The 24,282-nt window shown below is 36.5% G+C and carries 21 protein-coding genes and 1 tRNA gene; 12 read left to right on the top strand and 10 right to left on the bottom strand.

Annotation, left to right across the window (positions count from 1 at the left end):
- Positions 1-47: 47 nt before the first annotated feature.
- The gene (locus tag ACIQ38_RS17970) at positions 48-1,700 is read left to right on the top strand and encodes a pyridoxal phosphate-dependent decarboxylase family protein (RefSeq protein ID WP_402826189.1); all 1,653 of its coding nucleotides are present in this window, start codon (positions 48-50) and stop codon (positions 1,698-1,700) included.
- Positions 1,701-1,774: 74 nt separating this feature from the next.
- Here the strand turns inward: ACIQ38_RS17970 and ACIQ38_RS17975 are convergent, their stop codons facing one another.
- The 3 genes from ACIQ38_RS17975 to ACIQ38_RS17985 form a co-directional block, all read right to left on the bottom strand.
- Complete coding sequence (locus ACIQ38_RS17975) at positions 1,775-3,235, bottom strand: CoA-acylating methylmalonate-semialdehyde dehydrogenase (RefSeq protein ID WP_402826191.1); 1,461 nt, start codon at positions 3,233-3,235, stop codon at positions 1,775-1,777.
- Positions 3,236-3,416: 181 nt separating this feature from the next.
- Positions 3,417-4,616, bottom strand: coding sequence for an iron-containing alcohol dehydrogenase (locus ACIQ38_RS17980; protein ID WP_402826194.1), 1,200 nt, complete (start codon positions 4,614-4,616; stop codon positions 3,417-3,419).
- A gap of 149 nt (positions 4,617-4,765) precedes the next feature.
- Positions 4,766-6,169, bottom strand: a complete 1,404-nt coding sequence (locus ACIQ38_RS17985) for a sigma-54 interaction domain-containing protein (RefSeq protein WP_402826197.1) — start codon at positions 6,167-6,169, stop codon at positions 4,766-4,768.
- A gap of 177 nt (positions 6,170-6,346) precedes the next feature.
- On the opposite strand from ACIQ38_RS17985, the gene ACIQ38_RS17990 reads away from it, so the two are divergent.
- From ACIQ38_RS17990 to ACIQ38_RS18005, 4 genes are all read left to right on the top strand, one after another.
- Positions 6,347-7,537 (top strand): iron-containing alcohol dehydrogenase, encoded by a 1,191-nt coding sequence (locus tag ACIQ38_RS17990; protein WP_402826200.1) that lies wholly within the window; start codon positions 6,347-6,349, stop codon positions 7,535-7,537.
- Between the two features lie 371 nt (positions 7,538-7,908).
- Entirely contained in the window at positions 7,909-8,511 is a 603-nt protein-coding gene (locus ACIQ38_RS17995; protein ID WP_402826203.1) for a hypothetical protein, read from the top strand.
- Between the two features lie 15 nt (positions 8,512-8,526).
- The gene (locus ACIQ38_RS18000) at positions 8,527-10,413 is read left to right on the top strand and encodes a DUF6792 domain-containing protein (RefSeq protein WP_402826206.1); all 1,887 of its coding nucleotides are present in this window, start codon (positions 8,527-8,529) and stop codon (positions 10,411-10,413) included.
- A 6-nt stretch (positions 10,414-10,419) separates the two neighbouring features.
- Positions 10,420-10,767, top strand: coding sequence for a hypothetical protein (locus tag ACIQ38_RS18005; protein WP_402826209.1), 348 nt, complete (start codon positions 10,420-10,422; stop codon positions 10,765-10,767).
- 496 nt (positions 10,768-11,263) lie between these two features.
- Here ACIQ38_RS18005 and ACIQ38_RS18010 read toward each other — a convergent pair whose 3' ends face one another.
- The 5 genes from ACIQ38_RS18010 to ACIQ38_RS18030 form a co-directional block, all read right to left on the bottom strand.
- Positions 11,264-12,115, bottom strand: a complete 852-nt coding sequence (locus ACIQ38_RS18010; RefSeq protein ID WP_402826212.1) for a pentapeptide repeat-containing protein — start codon at positions 12,113-12,115, stop codon at positions 11,264-11,266.
- Between the two features lie 713 nt (positions 12,116-12,828).
- On the bottom strand, positions 12,829-13,092 hold the full coding sequence (locus ACIQ38_RS18015) for a CPCC family cysteine-rich protein (RefSeq protein ID WP_402826215.1): 264 nt from the start codon (positions 13,090-13,092) through the stop codon (positions 12,829-12,831).
- Between the two features lie 66 nt (positions 13,093-13,158).
- A complete protein-coding gene (locus tag ACIQ38_RS18020) occupies positions 13,159-13,590 on the bottom strand; it encodes a WapI family immunity protein (RefSeq protein ID WP_402826218.1) in 432 nt (143 codons plus the stop codon).
- A gap of 57 nt (positions 13,591-13,647) precedes the next feature.
- On the bottom strand, positions 13,648-13,995 hold the full coding sequence (locus ACIQ38_RS18025; protein ID WP_402826221.1) for an NIPSNAP family protein: 348 nt from the start codon (positions 13,993-13,995) through the stop codon (positions 13,648-13,650).
- A gap of 66 nt (positions 13,996-14,061) precedes the next feature.
- Entirely contained in the window at positions 14,062-14,982 is a 921-nt protein-coding gene (locus ACIQ38_RS18030) for a LysR family transcriptional regulator (RefSeq protein ID WP_402826224.1), read from the bottom strand.
- Between the two features lie 136 nt (positions 14,983-15,118).
- Between ACIQ38_RS18030 and ACIQ38_RS18035 the strand changes: the two genes are divergently transcribed.
- Positions 15,119-16,372, top strand: a complete 1,254-nt coding sequence (locus tag ACIQ38_RS18035) for an MFS transporter (RefSeq protein WP_402826397.1) — start codon at positions 15,119-15,121, stop codon at positions 16,370-16,372.
- 48 nt (positions 16,373-16,420) lie between these two features.
- Here the strand turns inward: ACIQ38_RS18035 and ACIQ38_RS18040 are convergent, their stop codons facing one another.
- Positions 16,421-16,876, bottom strand: a complete 456-nt coding sequence (locus tag ACIQ38_RS18040) for a GNAT family N-acetyltransferase (RefSeq protein WP_402826227.1) — start codon at positions 16,874-16,876, stop codon at positions 16,421-16,423.
- Positions 16,877-16,935: 59 nt separating this feature from the next.
- Positions 16,936-17,007 (bottom strand) — tRNA-Val (locus ACIQ38_RS18045).
- Positions 17,008-17,182: 175 nt separating this feature from the next.
- On the opposite strand from ACIQ38_RS18045, the gene ACIQ38_RS18050 reads away from it, so the two are divergent.
- The 6 genes from ACIQ38_RS18050 to ACIQ38_RS18075 all read left to right on the top strand — a co-directional run bounded on the left by ACIQ38_RS18050 (position 17,183) and on the right by ACIQ38_RS18075 (position 24,235).
- Positions 17,183-17,896 (top strand): EcsC family protein, encoded by a 714-nt coding sequence (locus tag ACIQ38_RS18050; RefSeq protein ID WP_402826230.1) that lies wholly within the window; start codon positions 17,183-17,185, stop codon positions 17,894-17,896.
- Positions 17,897-18,325: 429 nt separating this feature from the next.
- Positions 18,326-20,230, top strand: a complete 1,905-nt coding sequence (locus ACIQ38_RS18055) for an endonuclease MutS2 (protein ID WP_402826233.1) — start codon at positions 18,326-18,328, stop codon at positions 20,228-20,230.
- A 143-nt stretch (positions 20,231-20,373) separates the two neighbouring features.
- The gene (locus ACIQ38_RS18060) at positions 20,374-20,646 is read left to right on the top strand and encodes a DUF1292 domain-containing protein (protein WP_402826236.1); all 273 of its coding nucleotides are present in this window, start codon (positions 20,374-20,376) and stop codon (positions 20,644-20,646) included.
- Positions 20,647-20,845: 199 nt separating this feature from the next.
- Complete coding sequence (locus ACIQ38_RS18065; protein ID WP_402826239.1) at positions 20,846-23,077, top strand: YcdB/YcdC domain-containing protein; 2,232 nt, start codon at positions 20,846-20,848, stop codon at positions 23,075-23,077.
- Between the two features lie 83 nt (positions 23,078-23,160).
- Positions 23,161-23,490: a hypothetical protein gene (locus ACIQ38_RS18070; protein ID WP_402826242.1), complete on the top strand. Its 330-nt coding sequence runs from the start codon at positions 23,161-23,163 to the stop codon at positions 23,488-23,490.
- 100 nt (positions 23,491-23,590) lie between these two features.
- Positions 23,591-24,235, top strand: coding sequence for a GGDEF domain-containing protein (locus ACIQ38_RS18075; RefSeq protein WP_402826245.1), 645 nt, complete (start codon positions 23,591-23,593; stop codon positions 24,233-24,235).
- Positions 24,236-24,282 lie beyond the last annotated feature (47 nt).

The raw sequence follows: 24,282 nt of genomic DNA on the forward strand, positions 1-24,282 counted from the left end.
TTTATGCATTAAACTACTTCTAGTAAAAACATCAAGGAGGTAAAACAATGGAGAAAGTACAAAAGCTGTTTCCTAGTATGGATGGGAATGACTTTCAAAGAGAAGAAATATTATCCTATTTTAGGACGATTTTAACGAAAATAGATGAATTAAAGGATCCTAACAAATTAACGCTAGGAGAAATGCCCGAATACACAGAGGATTACTATAATCGTGTCATTCAAAAGGCGGACGTTCCGAAAAAGGGAGTGCCGATGGAGGAAGTAATCCAAGAACTATTAAAGTTAGTAGAAGGGCACCGATACGTCAATCGAAACTATGTAGCCAATGCAGCGCCCCTTCCGAATATTGCTAGTATACTCGGAAATTTAGTAATGGTGCTAGTCAATGGGAACAATCTTTGGGATGTGGAAGGTCCAGCAGCAGCAACAGCAGAAATTGAAATAACTAGTATGCTATCCAAACTTATCGGATACGATGAAAGCATCAGTGCAGGATACACAACTTGGGGGGGACAAGGTGCTGTTTTTAACTCTTTACGTCTTGCCATTGCCCGTTACGCTCCGTTGTCTAATCAAAATGGTGTACCACGCAATCTCTATTGCTTCTGTTCAGAGCTTTCACACTACAGTCTGTATAAATCTATAGAAGCAACAGGGATTGGCGTAGAAAACATGATTCGTGTGAAAACTAATGTTGATCATTCTATAAATCTAGAAGATTTAAAAGAAAAAATGGAGCATGTTATTGAAAAAGGCGGCATTCCTCTGTATGTCCTTGCCACAATGGGAACTACTGATACTTTTGGGGTTGATGACATTAAAGGAATAAAGAGGATAGTGGAAGAATTGGAGCGCACATATGGCATAGATCCAATCTACATCCATGCAGACTCTGCTATGGGAGGCATGTATACTTTCTTTAATAATTACGACTTTGAAAGCAATCCTCTCCTATTGGAAGACAACGTGAAGGAAGTATTAAAATCCTATCAACAGAAGTTTGAACATATCAAGCTTGCAGATAGTATGGTCTTTGATTTCCATAAGCTTGGCCAAACTCCATATATTACGAGTTTATTTTTAATCAAAAACAGAGAGTATCTTAAGTATGTTGATTTAGATGTAGCGGAAACGCCATATGTTGGAAATCGCGGTTATGGAAGCTATCATACAGGCTATACGCTTGAATGCTCGCGAATGGGAAGTGCTTTGACGATTTATGCGTCATTATTAGCATTTGGAATCGAAGGCTATCAAGAGATTTTAGCTAACTATATTCGTGTCAATATTACCTTTAGAGAGACATTGACAAAAGAAATTTCGAATGTAGTAATCACGAACGAGATTTCTCCTATTACAACATTCCGTTTTTATCCGGAAAAGACAAGATGGAATGAGGAATTGAACGGAATTTTAAAGGTAGAAGAAATAACCGAAATCAATCAATTTAATGACGATTTTGCAGAAGTAATTGGTGCAGAACGAGATACCGTATTCTTTGGAAATACAAAAAAGCAGCGTCTCATAAAAGCCGCTAACTCAAACAAGCCGGTATCCGTATACGCGCATAAATTTTTTGCGATTTCACCTTACTCCACAATAGAAGAGGTAGACCGTTATGTTGGATTTCTAAAAGAACATCTAGCATTTTTTCTGAAAATGAGAAGTAATAATAGACAAATAACAACAGTTTTTTAACGTAATATTTGTAGAGTACTATAAGATAAAAAAGAAGTCATGACTAAATGTCGTGACTTCTTTTCATGAAAATATTAAACCCACTTTGTAGTGATTACTTTTTTCCTTGTGTAAAATTGTAATCCATCTTTTCCATTGGCATGTAGATCTCCGTAGAAAGAATCTTTCCAACCAGAGAATGGGAAGAAAGCCATTGGAGCGGGAACGCCAATATTTACTCCTAACATTCCTGCGTCGATTGTTTCGCGGAACTTGCGAACACTTCCACCATCATTTGTGAAGATACAAGCACCATTGGCAAAACGTGATTGATTGCTTAAATCAATTGCCTCTTCTAGATTTTTTACTCTAGAAATCGACAATACTGGTGCGAAAATTTCTTCTTGCCATATTTTCATTTCTGAAGTTACATGATCAAAGATAGTAGGTCCTACAAAATATCCTTCTTGTTTTGCTGCTTCATCCAGACGACCATCACGAATAAGTTTCGCTCCTTCTGTTTCGCCACTTTCGATAAAGTCCAGTGTACGTGCTTTATGATTATCACGGATGACAGGTCCAAGGAATATTCCTTCATCCAATCCGTTTCCAATCTGAATTTGGTTCGCTTTTTCTGTAAGTAATTCTATAAACTCATCCGCTATTGAATCTTCTACGGCTACTACAGAAGCTGCCATACAACGTTCTCCAGCAGAGCCAAATGCAGCATTCATAATTTGGGTTGTTGCATTTTCCAAATTCGCATCGCTTAAAACGATGGAGTGATTTTTCGCTCCTGCTAGGGCCTGAACACGTTTTAGGTTACTTGTGCCTCGTTTGTAGACATAATCGGCAACAGGTTGAGAACCAACAAAAGAAATGGCTGCAGTTTGCTTATGATCCAATAAACTATTTACTACATCATGTGCTCCATGCACAATATTAAATACGCCTGCTGGTAATCCGGCTTCTTCTAGTAGCTCTGCCAAGCGATTAGCAAGTAATGGTGTGCGCTCTGATGGCTTCATAACAAATGTATTTCCAGTAGCAATAGCCATTGGGAACATCCAGCAAGGCACCATCATTGGAAAGTTAAATGGTGTAATCCCAGCAATCACTCCAATTGGATAGCGATATACTCCAGATTCCAATTCTGTTGCAATCGATGGAAGTGATTCACCCATCATTAATGTTGGGGCACCTGCAGCGAATTCCACGTTTTCAATTCCGCGTTGCACTTCACCGTATGCTTCTGCGAAATTTTTACCGTTTTCTATCGTGATCAATTTCGCCAGCTCGTCATGATTGTCTACTAATAATTGCTGATACTTAAATAGAATACGGGCACGTTTTGGCACCGGGACATCTTTCCAAGTTTCGAAAGCTTTTGCGGCAACCTCAATAGCATGGTCTGTATCTTTCGTCGTTGAAATTGGGACATGGGCAATGACTTCGCCTGTTGCTGGATTATAGACTTCAAGTGATTGATCTGTATCTGACTCTATCCATTTACCACCTACATAGTTTTTTAGTGTTTTTAATGTTGTTTGTGTCATTGAAAAAACCTCCTGATGAATTTCTTATTTTATCCCGCATTAACGGGCAGTAAGACTCCCACTTCCAGATTTAAGAAAAGCGAAAAGACAAGTGGGAGATCAACAGCCCGTAAAAGCCCGATTGGTTCAACTAACAATCAGTGGGGGATGAAGAAAACCCCCGACTGATTGAAGTTTCACTTTATTTTGCTACCATACTTTCTGAGCTGAATTGATAGTCGAAGCAGACTTGATAAAGTTCTTCGATTTCTTGTTTGATAGGTACTTTTGGATTGTTATTTGGACTTCCACTTGCCAATGCATCTTCTGCCATTTTGCTAGTTGCATTTTTAAATGCCTCTGGTTGAATACCCCAACCTTTTAAATTAGGAATCTCTAGTTCCTGGCAAAGTTTTTTGACTTCGAATACAGCAAGCTCAGCAGCCTCTTTATTGGAAAGATTACCGCAATCAGGTTTAAATATTCTTGCTAAATCAGCTAAGCGGTCGATACAGGCATCTATACTAAATTCAAGAACAGCAGGCAGTAGCATAGCATTGGATATACCATGCGGGACATGAAATAATGCACCGATTGGTCTAGACATTCCATGGACAAGGCAAACGGATGCGTTGCTAAAAGCCATTCCAGCTTGTAGAGACCCTAGCGACATTGCTTCTCTTGCATCGATGTTTTTGCCATCTTCAAAGGTAGTTTTTAAGTTTTTTACTATTTTTTCTACGGCAGATAGCGCAAGCATATCTGTCATTGGCTGTGCTTTTTTCGATAAATATGCCTCTATAGCATGACTTAGTGCATCCACACCTGTAGCTGCTGTAACACCCTTGGGAGAAGAAAGGGTCAACAATGGATCAACAATGGCAACTTCCGGCATAAATGCGGGTTGCTTAATCATCATTTTTACATCATTGGTTGTATTCGTAATAATGGTGGCATCTGTTGCCTCTGAGCCCGTTCCAGCAGTTGTTGGAATAGAAATATGGGGGATGGGTTGCTTATCAGCTATTTTTTTGCCACCCATGTAATCTCCTATGTAACCACCGTTAGTTGCTAACACTGAAATTGCCTTTGCCGTGTCTATACAGCTCCCGCCGCCAAGAGAAATGATTACATCGCAGTTTTCCTTTTTAAAAATTTCAAGAGATTCCGCTACATAAACATCTGTTGGTTCAGAGTCAACTCCCGTATAGAAAGCACTTTCAACTTTCAATTTCAAAAGTAAATTTCTACATTCCTCTATATAGCCTAGTTTTTCCATTACTTTATCACTGATAATCAATGCTTTTTTCCCTTTAGCTAACGTTTCTTCACCCACTTTTTCAAAGGCTTTTCGACCGTAATGGATGGTTTGTGGTGTACGAAAAACAACAGGTTTATCCAATTTAAATTACCTCCCTTTCTTTTCATAGAATAATATGCAAGAACCATGCCAAGTTAGAAACTCTTGTATGGTTATTGTTTAAACAAAAAAAGTGTAGCCAATTAGCTACACTTTTGTAGAAGATGTTGCTTTTAAACTACACTGAGGGATTACTGCAAACCATGTTTTTTCATCTTTTTATACAAGGTCGTACGGTGAATTCCCAATTTATCTGCTGCTTTTGATTTATTTCCTGCTGATTCCTCCAATGTTTGTATAATCATTTCTTTTTCTTTATTGTCCTCTTCTTTTTTTAATTGATTAATTGGAGATTGAATAGGAATAGGAGAAAAATGTTGACGCTTAATATAATTAGGAAGATGATGTGAATTAATTATATTACCATCTGTTAAGATAACTACCTTTTCAATGATATTTGCTAGTTCTCTTATGTTTCCATACCATTCATAATTCATTAAAGATGAAATTGCATCATCTGTAATTTCTTTTTCTGCCATATCATATTTCTTGCATATGTCTGATAAGAAATGAGCTATTAAAATGGGAATATCCTCGGGTCTCTTTCTGAGTGGTGGGATAGTAAGTTCAATCACATTTATTCGATAATACAAATCCTCTCGAAAAGTACCCGATAAAACCATTTCCTTCAAATTCCGATTAGTTGCTGTGACAACCCTTGCTTTTAATTGGATTTGTTCAACAGCTCCAACTCGTTCAAACTTCTTTTCTTGTAAGACGCGAAGTAATTTTGTTTGCATCATTTGCGGCATTTCACCAATCTCATCTAAAAATATCGTGCCAGATTCCGCCAATTCAAATTTACCGGGTTTTCCACCTTTTTTGGCACCAGTAAAAGCACCTTCTTCGTAGCCAAATAACTCTGATTCAAATAGATGTTCTGGAATTGCACCGCAGTTTACACTTATAAAAGGACCTTGGCTGTAATGACTAAGATCATGAATGCTTTGCGCAAACATTTCCTTTCCGGTTCCACTTTCTCCTGTAATTAAAACTGTCGCTTCTGTTTTAGCCACTTTTCTCGTCATACGTTTGAGATGTGCAAGGGCATCACTTTTACCAATTATTTTTTCTATAGTTGAAGTACTTACTTTTGTATTTTCTACAAGCTTCTGACTGTTAATCTTTCCGTTCTGTGCTGTCTTTTCTAGAAAACGTTCATATATACGATAAAGCTCTGTCACACCTTCAAAAATCAGCATGCCAACAGCTCCAACCAACTCTCCTTCCTTCCACAAAGGGATGCGGTGAACGACCATTGGTTGGCCTTGAATATATTGAATGACACCCCGTTCTGAAATTCCCGTCTTTACCGTTTGATGAAGGTTTGTATTGTCGATAACTTCCGAAACAGGACGACCAATAGCATCTTTTTTATCTACCCCAATAAATCGACTGTAAGCTTCATTAAACTCAACGATAATTCCATCCTTATTAACAACTGCTACACCTTCGTATGCACTGTTTAAAATGATCTCCAATATGTCGGTAGTATGTAAGTCTTGAGTTATTCCTGCTAGTTTTTCTTGCAGCAAATTGTCACCCCATATCATGATATCGAAAGACTAATCATCTATTAGTATACTTGTTTTTCACTAATTTAGAATAGTTTGATCGATCATTTGAATGAAGAAAAGACTGAATATTTATATATCATGATTACTCTATTACCTGTATCATAAAGTTAGTTCTATAAATTAGGAGGAGTATTCATGAAATCTTATAGCTATTTTTGCTCGACTCAAATCGAAATGGGAATCGGAAAAGCAAAGCAACTACCGGAAATGTTACAAACGCTCGAAATTGGCTCATCCATTCTATTAGTGAGTGATCCTGGTGTAGTACGCGCTGGACTTGTAGAACCAATCAAGACTGCTCTAGAAGCATCTGGTTATCGTACATTATTATTTGATTCGATTGAACAAAATCCGCGAGATACGGATTGTTTAGAAGGTGCTAAAAGTTTTCGAGAGTTTGGAGCAGATGCCGTAGTTGCTATCGGTGGTGGCAGTGCCATGGATACAGGAAAAACTATTGCACTTTGTGGACCGAATGGTGGGACGCCATCTGATTATGCGGACGGTTTACGTTCATACACCAATATTGCACCGATTATTTGTATCCCAACGACAGCTGGCACGGGCTCAGAAGTGACTCGCTCAGCCGTCATTACAGAGAAATCTACACACCGAAAGATGACGCTCAAACATGCTGCACTTCGACCGATTTTGGCTATACTTGATCCTTCCTTAACATTCAGCGTTCCATCAGCTGTTACCGCTGCAACGGGTGTCGATGCATTGGTTCATGCTATAGAAGGATATACATGTAAAGTAACGAATCCGATTTCACAAGCTCTAGGTGCAAAAGCGATGGAAACAATTGTTGCTGCCTTGCCTATTGCTTTCCAAGATGGGCAAAATGAGAAGGCTCGTCAAGATATGTTAGAAGGCAGCTTACTCGCTGGTTTGTGTTTTGGTTCTACTGATGTAGCAGCAGTCCATTGTTTAGCAGAAGCACTAGGAGGACTTTACGACACTCCTCATGGTGTTGCAAACGCTGTGTTCTTACCACATGTATTAAGATTCAATGCAGAAGAAAATAAACAAATGCATGCAACACTTGCAAGATATATGAAATTTGCAAGTGACTCGGACACAGACGAAAACGCAGTCGAAAAATTAATAGAAGGGATTAGCTCCTTCACAGAGGCACTCGAAATTCCTAAGTTAAAAGACTTACCAGGTATTAAAGAAGAAGATTTTCCACGCATTGTGGAGTTAGCGGTAAAGAATAACTCGACTCCGAGTAATGTCCGTTCGATTACGCCTGCTGACTATCTACAAATTTTGGAGCAGGCTTACTATAATGTGCACAGTAATTATAAAGAAGTAAGTAGATAATAAGAGAAATAGTATACATCACAAGGATTTAACCACTTTTCATAATGAGAGAAGTGGTTATTTTTCATATAGGAAATAAAGAGTGTTTCCGATTAAGTTGGTTACTCACATAGATAGATTAAGAGGGATAAAGGTAGTAAAAAGGGCTTCTGCAAAGCGTTTCAAAAGACCTTTATTTGGAAGGGGAAAAATGACTTATGAAGCAATTTTAAGGGAATGGCTAGATATCGATTGTTGACATTGGTTAATTGTGCTAATTATTAGAATATGGATTAAACAAGGTCTATTTTTTAAGGAGTGCTGTCATGTGGAAAAATCATAGTTTATTAGTATTTATCGTAAGCATTGGTTTAGTGCTGGGGGGGTGTCAAATGGGAAAGGAAAGTGAAAAGGATATGAAACCTTCAGAAATGAAGGCGGAGGATTTGCCAAATGTCCGGGCACTACAGGACGAATTTACACGCAGTTTCATCGAGTCCACTGAAGAGGTCGAACCTGGATATTATTCATTTCTTTCAGGGACAAAGCGTTACCGTATGCTATTTCCAAAAGAAGGAGTGATTCATCCAGGTTATGGAGTGAAAGACGATCAATTTGAAGGTTTTTTAATGAGTACTATAAATGATAATGGAACTGATTCCCAAATTAAGATTAATTACTATGCCTATGCAACAAAAGAAAGCGCTGACGGTGGATTGGAAATGTTAGAAGGGCGTGTCGATCAGAAGCTAGAGTTTGAAAAAATAACTTCTGAAACTTCGGATTTATATTATGCGCCAATCCAATTCGATTCAGATTTATTCGGTATAGCGGCATTGATCGTAAGTTTGAATGATAACGGAGTGATTCAAATCGTATATGACACAGAGTGCAAGAAAGATCAAAATGAGTGTCAGCAGATAAAAGAGGAAGAAGTAGACAAAATGATCCATTGGGTCGGGTCGATCGAGTTCGTAGATAAAGAAGTCAAATGAAAGCGGTGATGACATATGGATAATGAGGTTTTAAATTCCGATAATCTTCGGCTGCGTTTAATTGATTTAGAGTATAAAGGTCTGAAAAATGAAGAATTTAAAATGGAAATCAAAAGGATTTATTTTGAGGAAACTGGCCACGAATTGAAAGCTGAGATTGAAATATTGAAATCGAGTGATGCAAAAAGTTTAAAAGGTGACCAATCAGGATATGACGGCACAGCGATTTATTTCAAGACGGAAGGTAAGGAAAGTGACCAATTATATATCCTTTCTCAAGGCAGTCAGCAGGCGAAGGATTGGGAGTACAATATGAATGCGATGTTAGCTGGGCAGGATGCAACGCAGACATATGCTACCTACAATTTCGTCAAAGATGCGAAGGAGCACTTTAATGTTGATGACAAAGTAAATCAAGCAGACATTATCGGAATGTCCCATTCACTTGCCCATAATAATAATGCAACAGCACAATTGATCTACAATGTTTTTGATAAAGTCTATAGTGTAAACGGAGCCCAGACGAATTATTATCAGCTTTATTCAGCAGATGATACTTTCCGCAAAGAAGTGAATAAGCAATTTTCGTTAAGTCGGAATGATTATTTGGCCATTTATCAGCTTGATCCATTAAAATTACGGACATTTACCGAAGAGTACTACGACAAAGAAGGGAATACAAAAGGTATCCACCAGCTTATCTCAACCGATGATCCTTTATATGGTATTAGCGGGGCAAGAGGTTTTTTCCCAGTAGGCACAGTTGAGATGGTCGATACGAATAAAGAAAGACCGGGAATTCGGGATATATTCGATCAGCTACCCGATTCGGAAGTAGCACATTTGCAACAGCTTGCCATTACGTATACGGTTGCCGAGAAAGTAGGTAGCGCAAATGGACTGAAGGAATTGACAGGACTAGACATAGCCATATTCGAAGGGGCAAAAGGGAACTGGGATTATGCAAAACTATATATGACAAAAGGCGATGAAATCAATGCGATGATTGCAGACATGAATACGAAAGTTCCTCCGCTAATTGATTCGATTAAAAAATTGACGAGTAATAGTGATGTCATTTTTAGTCACTTTGTCGATGCAGGTTATTTAAAGGAATCCGAAAAAAATATCGTCGTCCAAGAATTGACGAATATAGAAAGCCTGCTGGAAGAAATGAAATCCCTTATCGGGACAAATCATTCTATCCGGGAATCCCAATACGATGTGAACTATTCCGGTGGTAACCCATTCCTGACGGTACTCGGCGCCGATATCGGTTCGCTCATCCGTCTGCTGCAATTAAAAGATTCGTTTACGGAGAGCTTCGAAAAGCTAAAAAATGTATTGGGACCTATGCTTACCGAAATCGGGGATAGTCATTCCATTCTCGAGATGCTAAATGCGCTCGGATTCCAATCTGGTCGTGCTTATTTAGGGCGCGATATGATTTTATTTAAAGGAAGCGGAGCAGATAAAATAAAAGTAAACATTTCGGCAGAGGTTCGTATGTACCAACAAGGGAACATATCGCTGGAAGTGAAAAACCGCCATGTGGAAGCCCTTCTGAGTGCATTGGATGTTGAATTGGTAGAAGGATTTGCATTGGAACGTACGAAAGTAGTAAGACGAATTGATGAGATTGAAAGTAACCCATCATCCTATGCGAATCATATGAATGTATGTGTCGCACCTTCTGGGGATAAAGCGGAGATTGTAGGGGCTAACGTTCATGAATATTTGCCACCTTTACGGGATATTCAGTTCGATGGTATTCAATCTGTTTTACAAACAGAAATTACGAATGCCAAAACATTTCTGACTACGTCGAGAACAGCAATCGAAAACCTTTTTGAAAAAGATAAATTCGTTGCAGCACTATTCGACTATGTACCAGGAGGTTAAAAAGGGATGTATAGTTATTATTCAGTTAAACTAACGGCAAGAATTTTACCTTATGAGAGTCATTTGGATAAAAAAGATAAACTCCAACAGTATGTAGAGGCTATACGAGAAGAGGATCGGAACTTCTTAAAATTAGTGCAAGACATTATGACGGACGATGCAAGTGCAGGGAAAATTATAGAAGCCATCGAGCAAAATGCAAATGAGCAACATCAAAAAAACGAAGCGGCACTTCAACTTGTCAGCTCCGACATTTCCAAAATGGTCCACTCCTTTGACGATCAAACAGATGATATGAAAACACAATCAATGACGATTTACTATCGGGTGTGGGAGGAGGAGGCGGCTAACTAAAAGTAAAGTTAGTGATCAATTAAGAGAGATCTGATAAAAGATAGAAAATACTATAGTAGAAATCGTCCACTCCTATTATAAATGAACGATTTCTTTTTTTTTTGGCTTTGTAGAATTCTTGACATATGGATAAGTATTTTCATGGAATACAGTATAGAGAAAGTATGTCCCAGAGAGTTCAATAAGGAAGCCGCAATATTTCCGTTGGGCAAGTGACGAGCCCCTACGTCGCTAACGCCCTTGCAGAGTCTCACGCTGTCATGAAAATTTCCAAAGAATGGATAAGGGCAACCAAAAAGCTGTAGAAAGCAACTAATTCTAAACTGAAAGCAACTAAAATCAGCATGAAAGCAACTAAATTGCCGATGAAAGCAACTAATTTATTACAATAGCTCTTTACTTGGAGTGAGACGATCATGATGTAGGTATATTATAGGAATAATATGCCTAAAAGACAGCCGATTTCTCCTCGCTGACATCTGCTCGAAATACAAACTTAGTTAATCCAATGTGAAGGGCGTTGAATATGAGAAGGTAATATTGTCTTTCCATCACCTTTAGCTGAATTTATTTGCATTTGAGTTAAGAACATACTCGTTGATAAGTTTGCTCCGCTTAAATTAGCATCACGCAAATCCGCACCAATAAAACTTGCCGCTCTTAAATCACTATTTTGCATCTCGGCAGCAATTAAATATGCTCCCCTGAAATCAGTTGCCCTTAAATCTTTATCCTTTAATTTTTTCCCCATCCAATCGGCTCTTGCATGGTTAAAATCTTTCACCTTTTTAGCTCCAGGTAACTTTGCAATAATATTTGCTCTAATAGACTCACTTGCTACTGTAAGCAATTCATTCAAGGAAAATCGGTACATCACTAGATCGAGAGATAATAGTTCATCAGCATCCAATGTCGTTAGATTCTGTAACTCCTTTAATTTATGACTCAACTTATCAGACAAGACATTTGGAATATCGTGGGAAAGGACTTCTGCTACATATGCAATCATTTCATGGATTTGCTCCATTATAGGAAACACTTGGAACATTTTTTCTCTTGTTTCAGGATTATCTCGCCAACTTTGACCATTAAAAGTAACTTGAGAAACGACTTGTCCAGCACCTAAACAATCAAATACTGTACATCCTTTAAACCCTTTTTCTCTTAACTGGCTATGAATTTGGCAACTATAGTCAGATCGTAAATTCATGCAGGGAGTACCTGCGGGTTTATTAATCTGAAAATCACTCGATGCCATAATATTTAGTGCTGTGCAGCAGAGCCCAAAGCAATTAGAACAATCAGCAGTTAAACCTTTTCTTATGTTTTTGGCTATTTCTTTACTCATTTTTAACCCTCTTTATGAACCACTTGATATTTTAATTATAATACTACGCTTTATTATTTTCATAATGGTTTTTTTAAATGAATCAAGGAACCTTATAGTTCAATAAAGAGCCATCTATATAATATCTTTTTTACTAGTATCATCAGGATTTATTATTCCGTAATAAAATAAGTCTTCATATTCATCACCTTTTACTACTTGGTCTCTCAATAACCCCTCTTTTACTATTCTAAATTTTTACATAAATTCTCCCGAAGCTGGGTTGGACTTGAAATAACGTGCGAATACTTTATGCAATTTCTTTTCCTCTGTTTCAATGAATATTTACAATTAAATCTATTTCGGCTTACACTCAAAAGAATAATTACTTGTGAGATTATTATGGATTTCTAATAGGACTTCTCCGCCATTTTCATAACAGCCAGTGATGAGTAAATTTATTTCTTTCGTATTGAAATAACTACACGTAATCATTAAAAAAGAGACTCCGAACAAAGCCATAACTAATATCAATAAAACACCTGTAAAATGCTTATTTTTCAATACAGTCATTTTCTTTTTAGTACACCCCTTAATTAAATCGAATTAAACAGCACCGTTAGTTTAAGTGTAATAACACACAAGGCATTTCTATAATCTTCTTGATGTTTTAGAAAAATAAATAGCCCAAAAGGATGGTCTTGTTCTTCTAAAGAAACCTTTAGTTAAATAAGCTATAACGGTTTCCAATTAGGGTCTTTCACATCGTTTTTATTTGGTTTTTTTACACACTCAATACACCTTTCCTCACAAGTCCCGAATAAGATATAGTTTTTCTGTGCTTGCCTTAAAGATGGAATATTTGCACCACCCTCATAATCAGGGTCATCATATTGAACTCTATCATCTTCCCAAAAACAAATACTGCATATGTCATATGTTCCAGGAGGTTCTGCATCTAATGTTTTATAGCCACAACAAGGACAAGTATATTTCATCTAATCACCCCTGATAATAAAATAACGACTACTACTTATTCTGCAATGGCCTCGTTAATTGAGCGACTATGGTTTACCAATTACAGGATATACATAAGTTATATCTTCTAAATCTTTAATCAGATCCTTTAAATACGATTGATTTGACACAAATTCAAAGGTTAGTACTGCACCAATTCCTGCTGGATAGCAAGTCTCTCCAGACCATTCAATATGTCCTAATTTATCCATTTTTCCTTCAATGTGTATGAAGCTATCTAAATTTTTCAATATAGCTTTTCCCGATAAATGCCTATCCATTAACTTTAAGTCATTAACAAAATCTTTAATTTCATCTGTTCTTAAATTTGCATTAAAATCAACATAATACCCTGGAATTTCAATTTTTACATTGGAAACAACCCAGTTCCCATCCCAATAATCAGAACTACTCGGATATTCACGACCTAAGATATCAATTTCTACTTTAGTTTTCTCACCTAAAAGATGAAACTTCATTTTTCCACCTCAAACTTTCACCTTTTAACTCTTTTCTTATTTTACTAAACTGCGATGTTAGTTATCTTTATTTAGAGTGGACACTAACGCTTCGTTTTTCACTTCCAATATATATTTTGTAAAAACATGTTCCCTACCGCCATTTTTCTCATACCACTCTTGAATTCGTTTAACGTGAGCACTGTCACCTTTTACATTATTCTCAATTTCTATATAATCGTCATAACTGTTATATTCCCAAATAGCGAAAACTTCCGTTGAATTATCTTTATTATCTTTCATCCAACGTCCTATTAAACGTGCTCCGTACTTTAGTTGATTAGGTAAATTGGTTTTATTGAAATATTCATTAAATTCTTCTATAAAATCATTTTTTACAGTGTAAAATTTTCTCCTATAAAACATTTACATACCACCTATGATTTTTTATTATAGACATTTCTGCACTGTTTACTTATTTTGATAATTCCTTTATTTCTTCAACGAAAATGCCTCCATGTTCGACCAATCTTTTGCATGCTTCAATGTAATATCGATAAACATTGCTAGAGCGGGGGAAATCCACTTGTTTTTGTGATAAGCAAATTGAGAGTAAATAGGATAAAAGTTTCCTTCGCAAGGAATTACTTTTAACTTTCCTTCTTTGATTTCTTCATTGACTGCCATTAAAGGTAAGCAAGCAATACCTAGACCACTCATGACACAACGTTTCATCGCTTCTACACTCCAAAGCTTCATTGTGTGAGAAGGTGAGATACCTCGTTCGCTAAGGTATTCTTCAAACATATTTCGATAACTACATTCTTCCTCGTTCACGATCAAACATTCGCTTAGTTTTTGATTATCGTAGCTTTTATCTAGTATATTCAGTGAACAGTCAGGGCTTCCGACAAGGACTACAGGTTCAGCTAGTAAGGAATGGACGATTAAATCGGAATCCTGTAATTGTGGCAACATAAGAAATGCGATATCTGCACTACCGCTAAGTATTGCTCTTTTGTTATCTCCACAAGTGGCGTTACTTAAACTGATGCTCACATGGGGAAACTTCTTTCTATACTCTCTTAATATTGGCTCTAAACGATAAACGGTTAAGGACTCCGGGGCCGAAATCTTTAACTCTCCACTCATCTCCTCTTCATCACTAGCAATACTTTCAATCTTTCCGTACGTTTCTAAAATTTCTTTCGTATAGGGCAATAACTTTTTGCCGACATCGGTCAATTTTAGTTTTCGACCCATTCGGTCAAATAGAGGCGCACCTAAATGTTCTTCCAGTGCCTGTATATGAGAAGTTACCGTAGATTGTGTATATCCTAATTGTTCTGCAGCCTGTGTAAAGCTTCCGTTTTCAATGACCTTATTAAATGTAACAAAATGCCGTATTTCCATTATTTCACCTACTTTAAGTTTATTCTTCCTATTATAGTATCAGAGAAATCAATAGATAACTTCAGAAATTTCAATTTTACTGATAATTTGAAATGGGTTAATGTTAAGTAAAGTATTTAAAGGTGGAGGGAATGTGGTGAAACGTATACATTATAGTTGGTTTATCCTTGCTGTAACATTTTTCTCCATTATTGTAGCTGGAATTACGATGTCATCATCGGGAGTTTTTATAACTCCTTTCGAAAGCGAGTTTGGCTGGGATCGGTCAGTTATTGCGGTTGCTTTTGCCATTAGTTTGTTTTTATATGGCATCTCTGGACCGTTTATGGCGGCATTACTCAATGTAATGGGCTTAAGGAAAATGATGCTGATGTCAATGGCCACTCTACTAATCGGTATCCTACTTACTTTCATTATGCAGCAAGCATGGCAGCTAATTATCATTTGGGGAATCATTATTGGGCTTGGATCTAGTCTTTTTTTAACAGTATTAAGTCCGTATGTGGCGAATCATTGGTTTGAGAAAAGAAGAGGTCTTGCAGTAGGGATTTTAACTGCGAGTACAGCGACAGGACAGCTTATTTTACTTCCTGTTTTAGCAAGTATTATTGAGAACTATTCGTGGCGTCCCGCGATGGGATTAATTGTGACTTTGAGTTTGATTATGCTAATCATTATCTTATTATTTATGAAAAACAGTCCGAAAGATGTTGGACTTCTTCGATATGGACTGAAAGAAGAAATAGAAGAAAGTGATGAAGGACCAAAAGAAAATCCTATTGTCATTGCATTCAAAGGTTTGCTGAAAGCGGTAAAAATGAAGGAGTTTTGGTTATTAGCAGGTAGCTTCTTTATTTGTGGTTTTTCTACGAATGGGTTATTTGGTACGCATTTCGTTTCATATTGTATTAGTTTTGGCGTTCCTTTAGTTACAGCGGCTTCGCTTCTTTCGTTTATGGGATTATTCAATTTAATCGGGACTACTTTATCTGGTTGGCTATCAGATCGCTTTGATAATCGTTGGCTATTATTTACCTACTATGCTTTAAGAGGGACTTCTCTAGTACTACTTCCTTATGCACTTAAGGAAGGGAACATGACTTTGCTATTTGTTTTTTCCGTATTTTATGGATTAGATTGGATTGCTACCGTGCCACCAACAATTAGTATCTCTAGGCAAATTTTTGGTATCAAGCAAAGTGGTGTCATTTATGGCTGGATTTTTGCATCTCACCAAGTAGGTGCAGCAGCTGCAGCTTATGGAGGCGGGCTTATTTATCAATTTTTTAACTCTTATACTGGGGCCTTTCTTATGGCAGGAGTTTTCTGTTTAATAGCAAGCTTTTTTGTCATTTTCATAAAAAAACAATATTCTGGTCGATTGGCATAAACAAACAGGACTTTCATCAATTAATAAATTGGTGGAAGTCCTTTTCAATCAATTCAATTGTTGAGAAAGGCGTATCATATCTCTACACCAAATACCGTTTTCAAAAATATCTTCTTTATAATGTCTCGTGAAAAAGTCACGATCAATACTAGTGATTCTAAACCCACATTTTTGGTACAAAGCGAGCTGACCAATACTGGAATTACCCGTTCCAACTTCGATTGTTTGATAGCCTTTTACTTTGGATCTCTGAATCGCATCCATGATTAATTGTTTTCCAATACCTTTACCTTGTGCGCTCTCTGAAACCGCAATATTTATAAGTTCAATTGTCTCTGGACTTTTAGAAAGCAATACATAAACGCCTATGATTTCTTTGTTGTTTTCTGCGACATAGCAATCTCCTGTATTCAAATATTCCTTTACTAATGGTAGAGAAGGATCTGCCAATAACAACAAGTCAATTGGAGGTGCTTCGTTGATGTTCAATTTTCGAATTTGCATTTGTATTTCCCTCCTATCAATAAAGGCACACTCCTATTTCTGGAATGCGCCTTTTCATATGATCTGAGAGGGATTCGAACCCCCGACCCCGTCCCTGTCAAGGACGTATTCTCCCGCTGAACTATCAGATCGTAATATGTTTCTTCCGCTATTATATAAGTTTGACCAGAAGAGTACAATACTTTAAACGACTATATTTCTACTATGGCTTGAGATGTATTAGTAAACACTGCTGAAGTACATTTATTTAAATAGCAGATGGTCTATACTAGAAAGTAAAAGTAAGCACGGGAAAAGAGGGGACATATGGTTGATTATACAAAAGAAGTAGAGCAACAACTTCACTTTTGGAAGCATAGAATAACAAAGAAAACTGGCATCCTAGGCCGGACGTCTAAAAATGTACAGAACAAGATTAACGGTCTTATTCCAGAAAAGTTTCATCAAGTGATGACAGAAAGTATTAAAAACATGGTAAAAGCAACCCTTGTAGGCTCCAATATGACAACGAAAAAACGGCTGCCATTAGAGCTTAGTCTTTATGAGCGAGACGAACTACTGAAAGAAAAACTTTCTACCTTCAGAAAAACCGCTGTTGTAGAAGGAGCAGGAACTGGTGCAGGAGGGATATTGCTTGGACTTGCTGATTTCCCATTACTACTATCGATAAAAATGAAATTTCTATTTGAAGCTGCTGTTATTTACGGATTTGATACGGATGATTATGAAGAACGACTTTTCATTCTACATATTTTTCTGTTAGCTTTTTCAAGTGAGGAAAAACGAAGAGATGCATTATATATTATTGAAAACTGGGAACAGCAAAAACATGTGATTGCCGATATGGATTGGCGAGAATTTCAACAGGAATATAGGGATCATATTGATTTAGTAAAAATGTTTCAGTTACTGCCTGGTATCGGAGCGGTTGTCGGGGCATTTGCCAACTACAAACTGTTAGATCAACTGGGAGAAACAGCTATGAATGCATACAGGTTGCGTTTATTGCTCTCCAGCTAATTGACTCTAACACGAAATGATGATATATTGAAAATATTCTAATTAAAGGTGTGGTGAAGTATGTCGGTTGTAGGTATAAACTAATTTAGTTTAATAAGGCTTTTAATGACTGGTTTTGTACTAGTTTATTAAGTATGCCTTGTTCCACAATGTATAAGTAATATTGTGGATACCTACCTAAAGACTGCTTCCTTTTCCATATAATCGTTTAACATAATGGTATGTTAAGACGAAGAGCGTGGTGGGATTTGTCCTGCCATGCTCTTTTTCGTTCCTACCTTCTTATTTGTTGACGATAAAAATGCTTTGTGACCATCACAAAGCTGATGCCCGCAGGAGCTTTCTATCCATTTTTCGGTTAAAACCGTAACTATGGAAGGTAGGAGAGATTCTTGCGGGCATTTTTTGACTTTTTAAGGAGGACTAAAAATGAATACAATGACATTTGAAAAATTACAATACAACGAATTAAAAGAAATGGTGAAATCCTACTGTGTAAGCAGTTTAGGAAAAGAGTTGTTGGATAAGTTGGAGCCGAGCACAAATAGTAAAGTTGTAAAAAATAGACTGAACGAGACGACAGAGGCGCGGAAGTTATTAGATGCGGAAAGCCATCTACCATTAAAGGGTATCTCCAATATCAATCATCTGATGGAAAAGCTTGAAAAAGGGATGATTCTAGGTCCATCTGAGTTAGTAGCTATATCGGACTTTTTAAGAGGCTGTCGGATGATAAAGCAGTTTATGTTGGGGAAGGAATTTTTTGCTCCTGTATTGCATGCCTATGCTTATTCGATGACAGAATTTCCGAGTATGGAAGAAGATATTAACTTTTCTATTAGAGGGAACAGAGTTGATTCACAAGCTAGTAAAGAATTAAAGCGGATTCGAAACCAAATCTCGAAGACAGAAGAAAAAATAGAAGAACGTCTAAATAAATTTTTAAAAAGCAGTGCCAACAAAGAATATATTCAAGAATTTTTTATCAGTAAAAAAGACGATCGTTTTACGATTCCCATTAAAGCCTCTTATAAAAATCAAGTCGATGGGACGATTATTGAAGCTTCTTCCAAAGGGTCTACCGTATTTATAGAACCAGCTGCTATTTCAAAATTGAATGCAGAACTAGCCATTTTAAAAGCGGAGGAGTCAATAGAAGAGTATCAAATTTTAGCAACCCTTTCAGGAAGTATTCTAGAGGAAATCAAACAAATCACAATCAATATTGAACTAATCGGTCAATATGACATGATTTTTGCCAAGGCCAAGTTCAGTAAAAGTATGGATGGAATAGAACCGAAGCTAAATAATTACGGGTATATTAAGTTGAAAAATAGTAGACATCCACTCTTACCTAGAAATAGTGTGCCGTTAAACTTTGAAATTGGAAAAGACTATCGCAGTCTAATCATTACAGGGCCTAATGCTGGTGGTAAAACTGTCGTACTAAAAACAATTGGTATACTAACACTGGCCGTCATGTCGGGTTTTCATATTGAAGCGGATGAAGGAACCGAAATTGCTGTTTTTAACCAACTCTTCGTAGATATCGGGGACAATCAAAGCATAGAGAATTCCCTTAGTACGTTTTCATCCCATATGAAAAACATTTCTGAAATTATGAATGCATCGACGAATAATACACTTCTTTTATTTGATGAAATCGGAAGTGGAACAGAGCCTAACGAAGGAGCAGCACTGGCTATTGCCATTCTAGAAGAATTTTATCAAATGGGTTGCATAACGGTCGCGACTACTCACTACGGAGAGATTAAACGTTACTCGGAAATGCATAGTGACTTCATGAATGCTGCGATGCAGTTTAATAGTGAAGCGTTAGAGCCAATGTATAAACTTTTAATTGGCAAATCAGGTGATAGCAATGCTCTGTGGATTTCTAAGAAAATGAATTTGCGTGAAAAAGTACTGCAAAAAGCACAGCGTTATATAGAAGATAAAAACTATGATTTGGAGCGTGTAAGAGACAATAAAATAAAAAGGCCAATTGTCGAAACTGTCCCCGAAGCAGAAGCGTATGAATTTGAGGTAGGGGACAGAGTAAAACTAACAGAACACGATGATTTTTGCATTGTGTATGAGAAAAAAGACAACCTTAATAATCTGTTAGTGTTCTATAAAGATGAAATAATAAAAGTAAATGCAAAAAGGGTAGAACTCGAAGGAAAAGCAACTGACCTGTATCCGGCAGGTTATGATTTAAATTCATTATTTGTTAGTTATGAAGAAAGGAAATTCCAACACGACATGCAGAGAGGTTCTAAAAAAGCGTTGAAAAAAGTGTCAAAAGATATTCGGAAAAAGCTCCATGAGTAATCATTTCTTTTTTATACACATTCGAGGGAGCTTCCCAAGATTTTTCTTTTGTTTATTTTTTGCTAAAAAACCTTCAATAGTAGATAATTCTTATGTAAGTTAAAAAAGGGAACTTTGAAAAATGTTATTAGGAGGAAATTAGAATGGAAGAAAATACGCTTGAAATTGAAGTAGGTCAAATTTTTACAGTACTTGATGAAGATGACCAAGAGCAAGAAATGGAAGTACTCGGGTTGTTAACAGTAGATGAGGTTCAATATGCTGCTGCCGGTTTCGTGGAAGATATTGAAGGAGACTCGGAAGAAGATATTGATGTGTTCTTTTTTAGATTAGAAGATGAAGAATTAGCTTTTATCGACACAGATGAGGAATTTGAAAAAGTATCTTTTGCATTTTCACAAGCGGAAGAAGAATAGAAGATGCAAACAGGAGGAAGGGCTTAAATAAAGCTCTTCCTTCTTTTTTTTGCATGTTCTCTACCTAACTAACATAGAATCTAAAGAATTGTTCATGAGCACCAAGAAAGGAAGAGAATAACATAAATATCTAATCTCTTGTTCACAATTTACAGAATATAATGTACAATTTAAAGACTACGAGTTTAGGAGGATTATTTTGGCGAAATTAAAGAAATTTGGTATTGTACTAGCTTCATCTGCTCTATCTTTTGGTGTATTTTCTACTAGTGCAAGTGCTTCTCCCAATGTGGAAGGACAACAGGAAAGGATTCAGATCCAAGTTGCTTCAACAGAAACTGTTTTTACGAAGAATGATTTAATAAAAAAATTTCATGAGTTATTTCCTAAGAAGTTCGATTTTTTAACGAGCAGTGATTTTTACATGGGTGGCTCTCACATGTATCCAAATGACGATACGGTACGTTATGATTTATCTTTCAATAAAACGATTGATGGAAAACGATTATATGGAAGTGTAGGATTTGTTGGAGAGAAATTAGAAATTGAGCAATTTTACTACCAACCAACCCTTGATAAAGAATCGTTATTTCCAGCAAAAGTAACAAAAGAAGAAGCAAAAAAACTAGCAGTTGATTTCGTAGGACAGTTATTAAACGGAGAGGAATATGAGCTAGAACCAAACGTTTATAACTATTATCCTCAACAAATTTTAACAGAACCGATTCGCTACTCCTTTTCTTTCACACGTACGGAAAATAAAGTCCCCATTGCGGATCAAAGAATAGAAGTAACGGTTCTTGGAAATGGTGAAATCGTTAACTTTTACAAGAATCCTCTTAAATCGGAAAAAGCTACATTTGACGATGCAAAACAACTAAAAGATAAAAAAGAGATATTGGAAAAGATAAAAGAAAACCTAACGACAAGTTTGCAATACCAACTGAATACCGATTATCAAACTGGTGAAAGCAGTGTTCAGCTTGTCTACCAACCAACAATGAAATGGCAGGGTGTACATGCATCTACTGGTAAGTGGCTAACTTCAAATGGATACGTAGAAGATATTCCAGAAATAACGAAAATTGAAAAGTTGGCAGCTAATCCACTACCTCCGAAACAAAAAGGTATTTCAGTGGAGTCTGCAAAAAAACTAGCAGAACAACTTTTAAGCATTAAATCTGATAAAGTTAAACTTACCATTTCATCCATCGACGAAATAGAAAACTATAACGGACAGGCTGTTATTAGTGTTCAATATATGTATAACTACGCGAATGGTGGATCTGGTACGAACTTAGAAATAAATAAAGATACCGGTGAGATCATTCAATACAATGATATAAAAAACCATCTTCTTGAACAAATCGGAGAAAAACCTAAAACAGAAAACCCAATTTCTCAAGAAGAGGCGCTTGCTCAAGCGGTAAAATATTTAAAAGAATGGGCTCCTTCTTATCTGCACAATTATGCTATGCCTGTAGATGAGCCGTATTTTGAAAATAGATCAGGTGGGTACTATTTCAGTTTTCCTAGAATAGTGAACGGTATTGTTGTGCAGGGAGATCAAATTGGGATACACATAGCGGCAGATGGTTCTTTAAATAGCTTGAATGTGAGTCAGCAAGAGGTAGAAAACTGGCCATCAATTGATAAAGTTATTTCGGCAGAAGACGCGAACGCAAAATTAAAAGAGGCATTGAGCTTAAAATTGAATTATATGAAACAAGGAAGAGATGAAGAAAATCATCACTATGATTTGATCTATTCCCCAGTTTTTAACGAAGATTCATTAAGTTATTTAGATGCTACTACAGGGGAATGGAAGAACATATATGGTGAAAGCAATGCGGCAGTCATTTCACATCCTTTGGCAGAAGAAGAACTTAATTATCTTATTAGTGCTAAAATCTTAGATATCAAAAACAAGAAAGACTTTAATGCAGATGCTTCTATCACTAAAGGGGAAGCGTTAAAAGTTATAATGAATTCCCTTACTTATTTTTATTCGGGTGGTTATTACGGAGATAGAGACAATTCGCACCAAACCTTTGATAATATAGATCCTAAACATCCGTTGTATCAAACGATAGAACGTGCTGTTGAAATGGGCGTTATCAAACCAACGACTAAGAATTTTGATGTAGACTCCCAAGTTACTAGGGAAGAAATAGCGGTTTGGTATGTACGCACTCTAGGTCTAGAGCAAGCTGCAAAGCATAGCGATATTTATAAACTTGGCTTTGCCGATGCAAATAAAGTGAAAAAAGAATACACCGGCTATGTTGCTTTAGCAAGTTCAATGGGATTATTCGAAACAAATCAAAATAAATTTAATCCTGATCAAGCAATAACGTACGCGGAGCTAGCAGTGTCAACGATTCGCTTGGCTCATGAAATGTCCGATAAAAGAAATGGCGTGTATTATTAATTTAATGCGTTAAGTTTTAAAAGACTTCCACCGTGTATTTATGTATGTGGTGGAAGTCTTTACTTTGTTGAGGTGAATATGATATGAGAATAATTGTAGGCATTCTTTCTGCTTTATTTGGAGCAATATTGACAAGTATAACTATTAATTCACATAGCATGATAGAAGATATTGTTTTCCATGCCTATGGAGTAATTTTTATCCTATTAGGTTTAATACTTATAAAACATAGAAAAAACAAAAAAGGAAAAATATATGCTAGACCGATGGGAATAGCAATTGTCATGAGTATATTTGGGATTGGAATGATACTCAAGCCAATTCTAACTTCAAGTAGCGGATTAATAGGTCTGGGAATATTTTATTTGATTGTCGGTTTGATTTTGGCATTGGTTGATTATTTGGAGGAATAATACATAGTACAATTTTATTGAAAATGAAAGTCTGTTGATGGAGCTTAGTCCATAGTGTAAGATGGGTTTTACGGATAAAAACACATCGAAGGTGAGTTATATGGGATATCAGGGAAGAATATTTTCAATCGCTGTAGTGATACTTTTTAATATAATTCGTTATTATTACTATCATCAGTATTTAGGATTGCCTTTTAAATGGAACTTTTTTATATTAACTTTTATTTTTTTGACGATAGCTTGGTGGTGTGGTAAACAATACGACTCAGCAAAATATTATTCGGAAAGGGACCCGTTAACTAATACTTTTAATCGACGAACAATAGAACAGAAATTTCAAAGGATTTCAGCAGTCTGTGACAAGGAAAAAAAGTCGCTTGGGGTTATTATGGTAGATCTTAATAACTTTAAAGATGTAAATGATCAATATGGTCATCAAAAAGGCGATGAATTACTCAACCAAGTTGCAACCAAATTAACCAACTTCGTGCATAAAAAAGATTTAGTTGCAAGATGGGGTGGCGATGAATTTGTCATTCTCGTATCTCATCTAAAAGAAGAGTTTAATAACGATTATATACAGGCCTTACTACGAAGTTTAAAAGAGCATAATGATAGTGAGTTCTCTTCTATTGGAGCTTCAATTGGGTTTGCGATTTATCCAACAGATGGGGATAACCTTCAAAAGCTAATTCAAATTGCAGACAGAGGAATGTACGAAGAAAAAAGAAACAAAGATAAATAATAAGTAAAAAAGCACCGAAGCGTAAATATGCATCGATGCTTTTTCCT

Origin of the sequence: Psychrobacillus sp. NPDC096389, assembly GCF_044762855.1 — a bacterium.
GTDB lineage: Bacteria > Bacillota > Bacilli > Bacillales_A > Planococcaceae > Psychrobacillus.

Bases quoted from the DNA above. Each gene is read 5' to 3' on its own strand.
- ACIQ38_RS18040 (WP_402826227.1), bottom strand. From the start codon at position 16,876: ATGCAAATTCGAAAATTGAACATCAACGAAGCACCTCCAATTGACTTG.
- ACIQ38_RS17970 (WP_402826189.1), top strand. From the start codon at position 48: ATGGAGAAAGTACAAAAGCTGTTTCCTAGTATGGATGGGAATGACTTT.
- ACIQ38_RS18000 (WP_402826206.1), top strand. From the start codon at position 8,527: ATGGATAATGAGGTTTTAAATTCCGATAATCTTCGGCTGCGTTTAATT.
- ACIQ38_RS18020 (WP_402826218.1), bottom strand. From the start codon at position 13,590: ATGAAGTTTCATCTTTTAGGTGAGAAAACTAAAGTAGAAATTGATATC.
- ACIQ38_RS17995 (WP_402826203.1), top strand. From the start codon at position 7,909: ATGGGAAAGGAAAGTGAAAAGGATATGAAACCTTCAGAAATGAAGGCG.
- ACIQ38_RS18070 (WP_402826242.1), top strand. From the start codon at position 23,161: ATGAGAATAATTGTAGGCATTCTTTCTGCTTTATTTGGAGCAATATTG.
- ACIQ38_RS17990 (WP_402826200.1), top strand. From the start codon at position 6,347: ATGAAATCTTATAGCTATTTTTGCTCGACTCAAATCGAAATGGGAATC.
- ACIQ38_RS18030 (WP_402826224.1), bottom strand. From the start codon at position 14,982: ATGGAAATACGGCATTTTGTTACATTTAATAAGGTCATTGAAAACGGA.
- ACIQ38_RS18060 (WP_402826236.1), top strand. From the start codon at position 20,374: ATGGAAGAAAATACGCTTGAAATTGAAGTAGGTCAAATTTTTACAGTA.
- ACIQ38_RS17975 (WP_402826191.1), bottom strand. From the start codon at position 3,235: ATGACACAAACAACATTAAAAACACTAAAAAACTATGTAGGTGGTAAA.
- ACIQ38_RS18055 (WP_402826233.1), top strand. From the start codon at position 18,326: ATGAATACAATGACATTTGAAAAATTACAATACAACGAATTAAAAGAA.
- ACIQ38_RS18010 (WP_402826212.1), bottom strand. From the start codon at position 12,115: ATGAGTAAAGAAATAGCCAAAAACATAAGAAAAGGTTTAACTGCTGAT.
- ACIQ38_RS18005 (WP_402826209.1), top strand. From the start codon at position 10,420: ATGTATAGTTATTATTCAGTTAAACTAACGGCAAGAATTTTACCTTAT.
- ACIQ38_RS18015 (WP_402826215.1), bottom strand. From the start codon at position 13,092: ATGAAATATACTTGTCCTTGTTGTGGCTATAAAACATTAGATGCAGAA.
- ACIQ38_RS18075 (WP_402826245.1), top strand. From the start codon at position 23,591: ATGGGATATCAGGGAAGAATATTTTCAATCGCTGTAGTGATACTTTTT.
- ACIQ38_RS18050 (WP_402826230.1), top strand. From the start codon at position 17,183: ATGGTTGATTATACAAAAGAAGTAGAGCAACAACTTCACTTTTGGAAG.
- ACIQ38_RS18025 (WP_402826221.1), bottom strand. From the start codon at position 13,995: ATGTTTTATAGGAGAAAATTTTACACTGTAAAAAATGATTTTATAGAA.